Annotated in this window: 10 protein-coding genes; 2 read left to right on the top strand and 8 right to left on the bottom strand. The window is 65.3% G+C overall.

Annotated features, from left to right (window positions below):
* Positions 1 to 243 precede the first annotated feature (243 nt).
* Both N511_RS0108940 and N511_RS0108935 read left to right on the top strand, forming a co-directional pair.
* Positions 244 to 825, top strand: coding sequence for a hypothetical protein (locus tag N511_RS0108940; protein ID WP_027678982.1), 582 nt, complete (start codon positions 244 to 246; stop codon positions 823 to 825).
* Positions 822 to 1,508: a hypothetical protein gene (locus N511_RS0108935; protein ID WP_027678981.1), complete on the top strand. Its 687-nt coding sequence runs from the start codon at positions 822 to 824 to the stop codon at positions 1,506 to 1,508. The genes N511_RS0108940 and N511_RS0108935 overlap by 4 nt, the downstream gene beginning before the upstream one ends.
* A 51-nt stretch (positions 1,509 to 1,559) precedes the next feature.
* Here the strand turns inward: N511_RS0108935 and N511_RS24555 are convergent, their stop codons facing one another.
* The 8 genes from N511_RS24555 to N511_RS0108895 all read right to left on the bottom strand — a co-directional run bounded on the left by N511_RS24555 (position 1,560) and on the right by N511_RS0108895 (position 12,895).
* Positions 1,560 to 3,128 carry a sensor histidine kinase gene (locus tag N511_RS24555; protein ID WP_051530859.1) on the bottom strand — a complete coding sequence of 523 codons (1,569 nt, stop codon included), beginning with the start codon at positions 3,126 to 3,128 and terminating at the stop codon, positions 1,560 to 1,562.
* Positions 3,129 to 3,254: 126 nt separating this feature from the next.
* Positions 3,255 to 3,605, bottom strand: coding sequence for a hypothetical protein (locus tag N511_RS0108925; RefSeq protein WP_027678980.1), 351 nt, complete (start codon positions 3,603 to 3,605; stop codon positions 3,255 to 3,257).
* Positions 3,606 to 3,867: 262 nt separating this feature from the next.
* Positions 3,868 to 4,512, bottom strand: a complete 645-nt coding sequence (locus tag N511_RS0108920; RefSeq protein WP_027678979.1) for a hypothetical protein — start codon at positions 4,510 to 4,512, stop codon at positions 3,868 to 3,870.
* Positions 4,513 to 4,517: 5 nt separating this feature from the next.
* Positions 4,518 to 6,809 carry a heavy metal translocating P-type ATPase gene (locus tag N511_RS0108915; RefSeq protein WP_027678978.1) on the bottom strand — a complete coding sequence of 764 codons (2,292 nt, stop codon included), beginning with the start codon at positions 6,807 to 6,809 and terminating at the stop codon, positions 4,518 to 4,520.
* A 49-nt stretch (positions 6,810 to 6,858) separates the two neighbouring features.
* Positions 6,859 to 7,383 (bottom strand): cytochrome b, encoded by a 525-nt coding sequence (locus N511_RS0108910; protein ID WP_027678977.1) that lies wholly within the window; start codon positions 7,381 to 7,383, stop codon positions 6,859 to 6,861.
* Between the two features lie 45 nt (positions 7,384 to 7,428).
* Entirely contained in the window at positions 7,429 to 8,700 is a 1,272-nt protein-coding gene (locus tag N511_RS0108905; RefSeq protein WP_027678976.1) for a TolC family protein, read from the bottom strand.
* The gene (locus tag N511_RS0108900; protein ID WP_027678975.1) at positions 8,697 to 11,810 is read right to left on the bottom strand and encodes an efflux RND transporter permease subunit; all 3,114 of its coding nucleotides are present in this window, start codon (positions 11,808 to 11,810) and stop codon (positions 8,697 to 8,699) included. Before N511_RS0108900 ends, N511_RS0108905 begins: the two co-directional genes overlap by 4 nt.
* Positions 11,810 to 12,895: an efflux RND transporter periplasmic adaptor subunit gene (locus N511_RS0108895; RefSeq protein ID WP_027678974.1), complete on the bottom strand. Its 1,086-nt coding sequence runs from the start codon at positions 12,893 to 12,895 to the stop codon at positions 11,810 to 11,812. The genes N511_RS0108900 and N511_RS0108895 overlap by 1 nt, the downstream gene beginning before the upstream one ends.
* Positions 12,896 to 12,964 lie beyond the last annotated feature (69 nt).

Raw genomic sequence — 12,964 nt, 5'->3', positions numbered from 1 at the left:
GTGTTGGCGCCAAGTCGCGTCTAGGTGCAGCTTGACCGCTGAAAGCTACTCGCTCCTAGACTGCACGCGCTATCCCCAAGATGAGTTGAAACTGCGTTGAGATTCGTCTCTGCTCCCGTACATATCTCCTCGGTTCCGACTGCATCCGATCACGCATCGCCACCGTATATGAATCCAGCGCTGCGTAGCGCGTGAGGCAAGCCACACAGCGCCCGATCCCTATCCGGCCCAAGGAGATTGACGATGAAGCGAGCACTGCTATTGGCTTTGACGCTGACCACCGCGACGCTGAGTGCATGCGGAGGCGGCGACGATGCACCCATGTCGATGGCATCGACGGCGGCGACGGCACAGTTTCCGCAAAACGCCGACATGTGGGCGGGGCTTGGCGGAGACGCCAGCGCACCGGCAGCCATTTCAAAGGTGGTCGACGACGCGGTGTCCGGTTTGCTGGCGGATCCCAAAGAAGCGCCGTACTTCGCCAACATCGGCCAACCCGGGCACGATACGGTGGGACGCCTGAAGGCTTGCCTGAACCTCCAGTTCAAGGCGCTGTTTGGCGGCCCGTTCAGCTATCCAGGAAAAGTCTCGGCGGACGGCGCCACCATCATGTGTGAGGACATGGCGACGGCACACTCCGACGTCGGCATCCCGGGCTGCGTATTCGACCAGTTCATCACCGACGCCGCGGCTGTCATGAAGACCGATGGCGTTCCGGACGGGTACATCTCTCGTGTGGCTCCTGTGCTGACCGGTCTGAAGTCGTCCATCGTGTCGCCGATGCCTAAGTACCTGGGCCCTAACACCGCCCAGAACTGCCAATGAGCCCGCAACGCCGACTGCAACGCTATGCCGTGCCCAGTGTTGCCGCGCTTGCGGTGGCGATCGGTCTCGTCGGGGCGATGCATTTGAAGGCGGCCCGCCCCGTGCTGGCGATGCTTGGCGTCCCCTGCCCCGTCGACCAGACCACGGCCGAGCAAGTCAGCGCGCTGCGTGCAAGCGGACTGGCGCACTTGCGCGCGGATCGGTCCGCACCGGCGCGCCCGGTCCCGGGCGGGTTCGTGCTGGATGGCACGACAGCCGAGGAGGCCGCCCGCTGGGCACACGAAAACGGCGTTGCGTGCGATGACGTCAAGCACGGCTACAGCTATCTTCGCTGCCGCGGCGTCGATGCCAATAAGCTGGGTCTGGCCGGTCCGCCCGTCAGTGAGTTGTGGCTCAGCTTCGGTCCAGCCGGCCGCCTCATCGGCATAGACGTCTACCGGCGCGGTATGACTGCCAGCGACACAACTGCTGCCTGGAACGGCGCGACAGATGCGTTGCGCAATGCGCTCGGTATGCCAACGTCGGCGGTGGGTGATGCATCACCGCAGGCATTGAGCGGGTCGCCACTGCAGACAGCACGTTTGCAGTATCGGTTTGCCGATTACCTTGCAATCGTCACGGCCAGCAATCTTCCTTACGCTGGCTTGGCCGTGCGTGAGCAGTACATGTCGGCACGCCTTTGATTCACTTATTGCGGCCCGGCGGCAATCCATGCCGCTTCGCCGCGGGAAGCATCACGACACGGATACAGCGGCGAGCGGCGCCGCCAACAACGCCGCAGCAACCGGCACGTCTTCCGGTGGATTCCTCGCGCCGGCGTCAATCGTGCCGATCGTCGCTGCGGTCACGGCCTCCAGCGGCAACGCCAGGGCGAACGTGGCGCCCTTCCCTTCGCCCGCGCTGGTCGCCGTCAACGTGCCGCCATGCAGCGTGGCCAGTTTGCGGGCGATGGCAAGCCCGAGACCCAAGCCGCCATGATCGCTGGGACGCGACGCGCCCAGCTGCGCAAATGGCTCAAAGATCGTTTCGAGTTTCTCCGGCGGGATGCCTTTGCCGCTGTCGGACATGGCGACTTTAACGAGCGGTCCGTCCACGGTGACGGCAACGTCGATGTGCCCGCCTGCAGGCGTGTAGCGCATGGCGTTGCTGAGCACGTTGGAGATGATCTGGCGCAGACGCACCGCGTCGCCCACCACGGGGCCGCCGGCTTCCAGCCGGTAGCGCAACTCGATCTGCTTGCGTTGCGCGATCGGCATCCAGCTTTGGACCTCCGCCGAGACAATGTTCTCGATCCGCAGCGGCTCACGTTCAATGACCAGCTTGTCGGTTGCCGCGCGATTGACATCCAGCAGATCGTCCACCAGCCGCGCCTGCGCATCGATGTTTCGATGCAGCACCTCGACGCATCGCATGACGGCCTCAGGGTCAGCCGCTTTGGCGGCCAGCACCTCGGTCCACGCCTTGATTGCGTTCAGCGGCGTGCGCAGTTCGTGCGAAACCGTCGCGATCAACGCGTCTTTGAGCGAGCTTGCGGTTTGGGCTTCCTGCCGGCGCAGCCGCTCATGCTCCAGGAGCCGGTCCCGCTCCTTTTCCACCAATTTCTGCTTGGTGATGTCGATCGTGATGCCGTCAAACTGAACGGGGTCGCCCGATTCGGAATACCGCGTGCGGCCCATCGCCCGCAGCCATCGCACATCGCCCGATGGCGACAGCGTCCGGTATTCGATGTCGTACGGCATGGCGCGATACACCGCCGCTTCAACCGCCTCGCGCGTATGTGCAACGTCGTCAGGGTGAAGCCGTGCGTAGAAGACGTCGATATCGACATCGGCATCGGCCGGGAGCCAGAAATGCTCTTTGCACTTCGCATTCCAGACGATCTTGTGCAGCGGCATCGGGCAATAGAACGTCCCGATCTCTGCTGCCTCAACCGCCATGCGCAGCATCGCCTCGTCTTGAAAGGCGTCGTGTGTCTCGCTACGGGGGTGCTCGACGTTGTCGATAACGCGGTGGAAACGAATGATCGCGCGGCGGGGCGTCGCCTCTTCGCCTTCAGGCAGGACCTCCGCCTGGAAGCGGGCGCCGCCCGGCCCATCGAATTCAATCGTTTGCGGTGAAGCGCGATGCATGGCGGCCGAAACGGCATCGAGCGCATCCGTCCGCAGATCGAGCGCCCGCCCCTCTTGATGCGGGAGCATGAGCATGTCGCGCGCCGCTGTATTGGCGAACACGATGAAGAGCCGCTCGTCTACGACGATATACGGTTCAGGAAGGACCTTTAATACGCCGTAGGGCAGTTGCATTGGAGCCGCCAAGTGGAAGCCGGCAGGTTGCCAGCCAAGGCATTGTAGGGTGCAGCAAACGCGGCCGCACCTTTTACTGCAGGCGCAACGTCAGGAAGGGGCGTCCCATGCAGACGGCACCGGGTTTCACAAAACCGCGCGGCCACAGCGTTCATGGCAAAGCGCCTCGCACTCACAGCACAGTTCGGCACACTGCGCCGCCCCGCTCAAGCCGGCACAGGCGAACGCCAAGCCCGCGCAGTGCTCCATGCAACTGCGATAGATGAAGTACGAGGAATGCTCGGTTTCGACACCCGGCAGCGCGGCGGCCATGTAGCAGAAATGGCTGCACTCGCGCGCCACGGCGGCGATGCGGGGCGGGACGCGCGGGGACAACGCCAGGCGCTCACATTCCTGGGCGCATTCGAGAAAACGGTCGGACGACCGCGCGTTGGTGGCGCCGGCAGGGCTCGATCGGCTGTCCCGTGCAAAAGGCATGGTTGGCGTGAATCTGCATGACATACCTCCAGATGCGCAATTTTCCTGCCCAGGCACCGTCCCACGGAAAAAATAAAGGCGGTCCGGAGAGAGGTGGACCGCCTTCAAGACCGTGGGGAGAGCGAGCTCTCAAAGCCAATGTATCAGCGCCGAGTTCAAATGTATTTATCTAAATACATTCGTTGTGTACAAACGTGGCGTACAGGCGACGGTAAAAATGACACTGTTGCCTGAGCACCAGGCAAAGGCGTCAGAGCCAAATTCATCTCTTTGCCGGTGCGCTCGTCTCTTCGGACGCCGATTCGAGGCCCCGCAGGCGCCGCCAGCGCAGCCGCTTCGTTTGCAAGAAGTGTCCCCAATCCACTTTGGCGAACCCATAAACGAGCGTAAGAAACGCCACCTGCGACACGACGAAATACACGCCCATATACGCCCCGTCGATCTCCGCCTCCGCATCCAGATACCGGGCGCCGACCTGGGCAATGTGCGTCCAGGTCAGGTAGCTGATCCAGCGGCCGATGAAGAACGGAACGCCGATCAGCCATAGCCGCATCCCGGTCAAACCGTACGCAATGAAGATGTAGTTGGATGGGAAGGGGCTAAACGCGTAGGCAAGCATCAGGCCGACCGTCATACCCTTGCGGTCTTCCAACCACGCGCGCACCACATCGATGTTCTGACGATCCGCCTCGCGCATCCAGCGGTTGCGTACCAGCGTGCAGGACAGCCGCGCAAGGACCAGGCGGCCGAGGGTTGCCGCGCAGGCAGCCACGCCTGCAAGAAGCGCTGGATTCGCATCGGGCCGAGAGAAGCCAACCCATGACATGACCATCCACGTCGGCGGGGCGAAGGCCGGCATCACGTTCAGCAAAAAGAGGGTCGCAAACAACGCGAGCAGGTTTGTCATGGCGTTCAGGCCTCTCGACCCAGCACGTGGAACAGTTCGTCTTCTTGTGCGCAATGCAGCCGCAAGATGGCATCGAGGCCATACAGCAGGCGTTGCAACTCTTGTGTGACGGCGGCATCGGGTCCGTCGGGGGAAACATCCGCCACGATGCGATCCAACAGGTTCGTCACGCGGAATATCTCGCGATGCATGGCGCTCATTGCCGCCATCGGGTCGTCTCCGCCGAGCAGGCGCGCGACGTCCGGGTACAGCTGGGTGTCGTCACGGCGCTCATGCGGCAGCAGGACGTCGGCCAACGATTGGTTGAGCGATAGCAGCGCGGCTTTTGCCGCTGCGCCGGCCATATGGGGCAGCGCGTCTGCAACGACGCGGATGCGGCTGAGAATGGGCTCTAGCTCGGCGTGTTCGGCCTTCAGACGTTCGACGTCTGCAGAGATCATTGAACGGGCCGCTCCAGCTTGATTGGGCAACAGCGCGCGTAACGCGTTGGCGATTGCCAATACATCAATCACTTCCTGCAGCAGTGCGCCCGCCAACGGCGGTAGATGGCCCAGTGCTGCCACAACCATGGCCGCCAGCGACAACGACATGCCGATCATCACGCTCTGCAGCGCGATGCGGCGTGTGCGGTGCGCGATCCGGACCGCATCAACGAGCCGGTCCAGGCGGTCCACCAGCAAGACAACGTCTGCAGCCTCCGAAGAGGCGGCCGCGCCGCGCGCACCCATGGCCACGCCAATGTCTGCCGCAGCCAGCGCAGGTGCATCGTTGACGCCGTCACCGACCATGATGACTGTGCCGTTTACGCGGGCATCCCGAATCGCTGCGAGCTTGGCCGCCGGCGACAACGACGCATAGATCTCCGTCACCCCCAGCATGGATCCGACCGATTCCGCAACGTCTGGTCGATCGCCAGTCAACATCGCCTGCCGGACGATGCCCTCTCGGCGCAGGAGGCGCAGCGCACGAGGGGCCTCTAGGCGAACGCGGTCGATCAACTGCAATGCGCCCACCAGTGCCCCGTCTACGCCGACAAAGACGGCCGACGCACCGGCATAGCTCACGCGCTTGACGAACGCTTCCACCCAGGCCGGCACGGCGGCTGAACCCAAGACATAAGGCAACGCGCCGATGGCAACGACATGCCCTTCAACGCGGCCGCAGACGCCCGCTCCGGGACTTTCGACAACCGCGCTTGGCAATCGCAGCGTGGCGCCCTGCTCGCGCGCGGCCTTGGCGACGGCTTCTGCCGTAACGTGATTCGACGCCTGCGCGAGTGAACCGGCCAGCCCAAGCACAACATCGGACGCGTACTCCGGTGCGCATTCAACATCGACCAATCGTGCATATCCGCTGGTCAGCGTGCCCGTTTTGTCGAAGAACAGCGTGTCGGCCAATGCCAGTCGCTCCAGCGCGCTGCCGCCTTTGGCGAGTACGCCCCGTTTGGCGCAACGCGACAACCCGGAAACGATGGCGACCGGCACCGCAAGGATCAACGGACACGGCGTGGCGACAACGAGCACGGCAAGACAACGCGCCGAATCGCCCGTGAGGATCCAGCTTGCCCCGGCCAGAAGAATGGCGACGCCGCCAAAGGCAAAGGCGTATCGGTCAGCCAGCCTCACCGAAGGGCTGCGCTCTGACTGCGCCGCACCGACCAGGCGGACAACGCCGGCAAACGTGCTCTTCTCGGCTGACGCGCTCGCGATCATTTCGAAAGCGGCGCCCACATTGAGCACGCCGCTGCAAATGGCATCTGCGGCCCACCGATGGCGGGTGAGCGATTCTCCGGTCAACGTGGATTCATCGAGATCGGCGGGCTCGGACAGCGTACCGTCCACCGGTACGACTTCGCCGTGCCGCACCAGCAACCGGTCACCGGCTTGGACCGCCTCCAGACTGACTTGGCGCCACTGACCGTCGTCGAAGCGATTCGCCCGCTTGGGCGCGTGGCCGAGCAACGCGGTCATCTCGCGCTGTGCGCGCGCCTGGGCGAAGTCTTCCAACGTGCGGCCCGTCGCGAGCATCAACGCAATGACCGCAGCGACCAGCACCTCGCCAGACAGGAGCGCAAAGCTGATCGACATCACCGCCAGCACATCCACGCCGGCCTGCCGTCGCATCAGTGAGCGAACAATCGCGGCGACCAGCGCGACCCAGTTCGGCACCACGCCGATCAGCCAGAGTTGCTGCGCCAGCGCATCGGCACCGACATACCGCGCCCATAACCCCGCCGCCAAGGTCAGCGCTGACACGGCAAGCAACGCAACGTTGGCGAGCAGGCGCGTGGAGTGCATCGTGGGGCTCGTTGTCAGGGCGGTCTTCATGTGCTCATGCCCATGTTGGCTACAGCATGCGGCGCAGCAGCCGATCCTTCAGGATGAACTCGTGCCAGAGCGCCGCAGCGGCGTGCAGCCCGACCGCGATATAGACGAGCGTGGCGCCTGACTCATGAATTTCCTTGGACCAGTGCGCCAGGGTCTTGTCTTGCGTAAGCGCCAGCGGCAGATTCAGCCCGAACGGTTGAATCGGCTTGCCGCCCCAAGCCAGTGCCAACAGGCCCAGAACGGGCATCCCGACCATCAGGACGTAGAGCACGCCATGCGTGAGTCGCGCCGCAAGCTGCACTAGCGGTGTGCCCGGAACCGGTGGCGGGGCCTGCGTGGCCACCCGGGCCAACAGGCGCAACACCATCAAGGCGAGCACGGAGAGCCCCGCTGTCTGGTGAACAATAAATAGCGCTGCGCGCTCGGCACTGCCTTTCGGGAAGAAATCCATGATCTCGATGGCCACGACGGCGATCGACACCGCCAGGACCACCAGCCAGTGGAGCGCGCGCATCGTGGGCGAATATTTCAGTTCGGTTTGCATAGCGTTATCCAGAATGTGTTGAGTGGGCGGTCAAGCGGTTGCAGGTCAATCGTCGAAATCCCACATCCGATGCAGATCGAGTTGAAGGCGGCTGTCGGCTTCCAGCAGGTCGACGCGGGCAAGCCGCTCGGCCAGTTGCGCCTCGGCCAGACTGCGGCGCGCGGCCAATAGCTCGGTCAAGCCCGACTCCCCTGCGCGATACGCACGGGTAGCCCTGTCGGAAGCGCTCTTTTGCAGCGTGGCCGCTTCCATCTGCGCTTGCGCGCTGGCCCGCTTGCCTTGCAAGTTGCCGTAGAGAACATCGAATTCGGCACCCAGCCGCCGCTCCGCACCCAGCCTGCGCCGTGCCGCCGTTTCTGCATCGGCAGCGGCCGCCACTGCCGCTGAGCGCCGATGCGCCGAACCGATCGGCATGGCAACGCTCACGCCCATGATGCGTTCGGCGCCGCCGCGTTCCACCGTAACGAACATGCCGACAGTCGGGTCGGGCCGACGGTCCAGATCGGCACGCTTGGCCATCTGCTGCGCCTGCGCCTCTTCTGCCATGGCAAGCCGGTATTCGTGACTGTCCTGGATGTACTGGACACGTAATCGATCTGGCGGATCCTGTGGGTCGCGCGGCAACGCTGCGAGTCCGGCATCGGCGCTCAACGCGAGATGGCCGAGTCCCGGAAACCGGGCTTGCAGCTCCGCCAGCGCTGTCCGCTCCGCCGCCTCGGCGGTCGCCAGCGCGGCCTGCATGCGCGCGCGGTCGGCTGCGGCCAGCTCAGCCTCCAGGCGAGAGGCATCACCCAGTTGCACCCGGCGGGCCGTCAGCGTCGCCAGATCGGTGGCCGCCTTGGCATTCTCCTGCGCCGCTTGGCGTGCCTGACCTGCACGCACGGCTGCAAACCACAAGGCGAGAACCTGCCGCGATGCCTCATGGCGCGCGTCCTTGACGGCAAGCTGGCCGGCCTCGGCAGCCGCATCGGCAAGCTGTCCGTCGGCTTGCGCTTTGCCCCATAGCCGCAATGGCCGTTCCACGGCAATCTGCCCTTCGGCATGGCGCTCGGAAGGGTCGCGCACCTGTCGGCCCTGGCCAATGGCACGCACCACCGTTTCCGCCGTGCCGACGCGGATGCCCTCAGCGCGGGCCAGTACGGCATCGCGGCGGGCCTCTGCCGCCAGCACGTCGGGCGACTGCGCGACGGCCTCGCGCACGGCGCTCTCGGCGGGTAGATAGCTCGGCGAACCTTGCCATTGCGCTTGCGCCGCGGCACTCCACAGCAGCATCGCGCCCGCTCCCGCCAATACGATGCGAAACAGTTCCAACCTCATTGTGAATCTCCCTGCCCGGCGGCCGCACGCGGCCGAGGCAACCCAAAACGTTCAAACAGCAGGGGCAGAAGAAGCAGCGTCAGCGCGGTCGAAGAGATGAGTCCGCCCGATACGACAATCGCCAGCGGCCGCTGAATTTCTGACCCCGGCCCGCTGGCCAGCAGCAGCGGAATCATCCCCAGCGCCGTGATGCAGGCCGTCATCAGGACAGGCCGCAGGCGGTCTCGTACGCCGTTGCGCACGGCTTGCGCCATGCCAATGCCAGACTCCAGCAGCGTGTTGAAGTGCGACACCAGCACCACGCCGTTGAGCACGGCGATCCCGAGCAACGCGATGAAGCCGACGGATGCCGGCACCGAGAGGTACTCGCCCGATATCCGGAGCGCCGCAATGCCGCCCACGAGCGCGAACGGAATGTTGGCGACCACGAGCACGGCCTGCCGCACCGAGCGGAACGTCAGCATCAACAATAGGAAGATCGCGCCCAGGGCCAGGGGAACCACCAGCGCAAGGCGCGCCGCGGCGCGTTGCTGGTTCTCGAACTGACCGCCCCACACCACGCGCAGCCCTTTCGGCAAGGTGCCAATGCCACCGACCGCTGCCTGGGCTTCCTGCACGAAACCTGCGAGGTCCCGACCGTCGACATTGGCCTGGATTACGGCAAACCGGGCGCCGTCTTCGTGGTTGATGCGCACGGGGCCGTCCACGCGTTCGATGCGCGCGAGGGACGTGAGCGGCCATACCTTGCCGTCGGGCGCCGTTACCAGAAGGCTGGTCAGGTTCTCGGGGGCCTGTCGCAAGCCGGCTCCACCACGCAAGATCAGCGGCGTGCGGACGATGCCCTCAGGCACCACGCCAATCCGGTCACCCTCGATCAGCGCGCGCAGTTGTGCCTGCAGGGCATCGCCGGAGAAGCCGGCCTGGCCCACTGCAGCGCGGTCCAGCGATACCTTGAGGTACTGCACGCCGCTGTTGCTGGGCGCAATCACCTCCGCCGCGCCCGGAATGGTGCGGACCTTCGCCGCGATGGCCTGCGCAGCTGCGTCAATGGCGGCAAGGTCGCTGCCAAACAGCTTGATGGCAACGTCGCCTCGTGTGCCGGTCAGCATCTCCGAGACACGCATCTCAATGGGCTGCGTGAAGCCGTAGATGACGCCGGGAAACCGCTCCATCACACGCCGGATCGCCATCGCGATGTCTTCCTTGCTGCCGCGCCACTGGTCCTTGGGCTTGAGTACCAGGAACGTATCGGTTTCATTCAGGCCCATCGGGTCCAGGCCAAGATCATCCGAGCCCGAACGCGCGACGATCGACCGGATTTCCGGCACCTCCTTGAGGAGCGCCTGCTGCACACGTTGGTCGATGTCGAGCGACGCCGCGAGGGAAACGGACGGCGCTTTCTGCAATTGGACGATCAGATCGCCCTCATCCATCGTCGGCATGAACGTCTTGCCGACCGACATGTACAGCACCACGGCCAGCGCGAGCGCCACCCCGGCCAGACTGAACACCGCGCGGCGATGCGTTGTCGTCCATGCCTGCAGTCGCGCAAAGCCGCTCGCGACCTTGCGCATCAGCCAGGGCGGCTCGTCTGCATGCGCCAGCAAGAGCAACGAAGCAAGCGCGGGAACCACCGTAAACGCAATCACCACGGACGAGGCCAGCGCCAGCACGATGGTCAGCGCCACCGGGCCGAAGAGTTTGCCTTCCAGGCCCTGCAACGACAGTAGCGGCAGAAACACGATGGCAATGATCGACACGCCCGACAGCATCGGTACCGCTACCGTGGCCACTGCATGGCGGATGACCGCGCCGCGCAACGCCGGATCTGTCTTGTGGTCTTGCGCACGCGCCATGGCCGTCTCGATGTTCTCGACCACGACGACAGCGGCGTCCACAAGCATGCCCAGCGCAATGGCCAGGCCACCGAGGCTCATCAGGTTGGCCGTCAGGCCCACATAGCGCATCAGCAGGAACGTTGCCAGCATCGACAGCGGCAGCGTGGCCGCCACGACCAGCGCCGCCCGCACGCCACCCAGGAACAGGTACAGCGTGATGACGACCAGCACGCTGGCTTCAATCAACGCGCGGACCACGGTATTCGCCGCACGGGTGACCAGCTCGCCGCGGTTGTAGAACACGTGGGTCGACATGCCTTTCGGCAACTGGGGCCCTAACGTGTCCAGCCGCTCCTGCACCGCCTCCACGAGCTTGCGCGCATCGCTGCCGCGCAGGCCCAGCACCAGCCCTTCAACCGCCTCGCCATTGCCGTCTTTGCTGACGGCGCCGTTGCGGGTGGCTTCGCCCAGTCGCACGGTCGCAACATCGCCCACCGTAACTGCTGGGGGGGAAGACAGGCTCTGTGCCGGCACCACGACAATCGCGCGTAGATCATCGAGCCCGCGCACTCCACCTTCTACGCGCACGACCCAATGTTCGTCTCCGCGGTCCAGCCGCCCTGCTCCGTCGTTGCGATTGTTGGCGTCCAGCGCCTGACGCAATTGTTCGAGCGTGACGCCGCGTGCGCGCAGCCGGGCCGGGTCGGGTGTCACCTCATAGCTGCGCACCTCGCCGCCGAGCGCGTTAACGTCGGCCACGCCCGCGACGGTGCGCAGCGCCGGCCGGATCACCCAGTCCAGCACACGGCGCCGTTCGGCCAGCGAATAGCCATCGCCCTCCACCGTGAACATGAACATCTCGCCCAGCGGAGTGGTGATGGGCGCCAGGCCGCCCACGGCAGTCGACGGCAGATCGCGCGCCAGGCCGGCCAGGCGTTCCGACACCTGCTGGCGTGCCCAGTAAACGTCCACCCCCTCTTCAAAATCGACCGTCACATCGCTGATGCCGTATTTGGACACCGAGCGCACGATTGTCTTGTGCGGCAGGCCGAGCAGCTCCTGCTCGATCGGCGTCGAGACCCGCTGCTCAACCTCCTCGGGGGTCATGCCCGGCGCCTTCAGCACGACCTTGACCTGCGTCGGCGAGATATCGGGAAACGCGTCGATCGGCAGGTTCAGATACGCCCAGACGCAGGCCACTGCCAGCACGCCAGCCGCGATCAGCACCAGCACGCGCTGGCGCAACGAAAACTCAATCAGGCGGGGCAACATCACTGCTCTCCCGCGAGCAAGCCCTTGAGGGCGCCGACACCTGCCCCCGCTACGCGCGCACCGGCAGGGAGGTTGGCACGAACGACGGCGATGGCGTCGTCCGTACTGGCGACGGCGACGTCCTGGAAGCGGAAGCCCTTATCGGTCGCGACGAACACACCCGGCACGCCGCGCACATAGACCAGCGCGGCCACAGGCACGCGCAGCAGCCCGGGAGCGTTCGCGCTGGCCTGGCCCCTGAGCTTGAGCGTGACGTTGACACTCTCTCCGGCACGCAGATCGCCACGTCGCTCCAGCGATGCGCGTACCCGCACGCCCGCTGTGCCATCACCGGAAGGCGCGACGCCAATGACGGTGCCGCCCGCGCCGCGTTGCGCGACCTCCACGCGATCGCCTGGGGCCGGCACCGGTATATCGCGTCCGACGAGCAAGTCCAGTTCAAGGGCAGCCGGATCGACGATCCTGAAAAGCGGTGCCGCCGCTTCCACTCGCGCGCCCGGAACGGCGTTCACTTCGGACACGACACCGCCACGGCTCGCAACCAGTTGCGCCTCACCGCCCGCACCGCTGAATGCGATGCCTGCGGAAGCCAATTCCGCCCTGCGCGCCTTGACCATGGCGCCGGCCTCAGCAGCCCGCGCCTGCGTTGCCTGCCAGCGGCTTGCCGCGATGATGCCGTCGTCGTAGAGGGCCTTGTCGCGCGCAAGCGACTGCTGTGCGAGCCGCGCCTGCGAATTGGCTTCCGTAAGTGCGCGGCTCGTTTCGAAGAGTTGCGGACTCACAAAACCCGCCAGCGGCTGGCCCGTGCGAACGGTTTGCCCGACCGACACCAACACCCGGGGCACCATGCCCCCGTACGGCGCCGCCACCACATATTGCGCATCCGGCTTGAAGACGACGCGCGCGTGCGTACCCACCTCCAGCCCGGAAGCACTGCCGACCGGGCTGAAGCGCACGCCAAGCGAGCGCGCCTGCTCCGCAGACAGCGGCACCGCCTGGGCACCTGCTTGGGCAACGGCCTGCCCGAGCGGGCACACGATCAGCGCGACACACGCACTGGCGGTGAAGATTCGTTTGAAAGACATGCCTGACTCCAATCCTCGGAGGCAGCGCTGCGGGCGCCACCCCTGGTTGCCACGCGTACGCGGAGCAAC

Source organism: Ralstonia sp. UNC404CL21Col, assembly GCF_000620465.1.
In the GTDB taxonomy this organism is placed as follows: Bacteria; Pseudomonadota; Gammaproteobacteria; order Burkholderiales; family Burkholderiaceae; genus Ralstonia; species Ralstonia flatus.
This window is presented reverse-complemented; position numbering and strand designations above follow the sequence as displayed.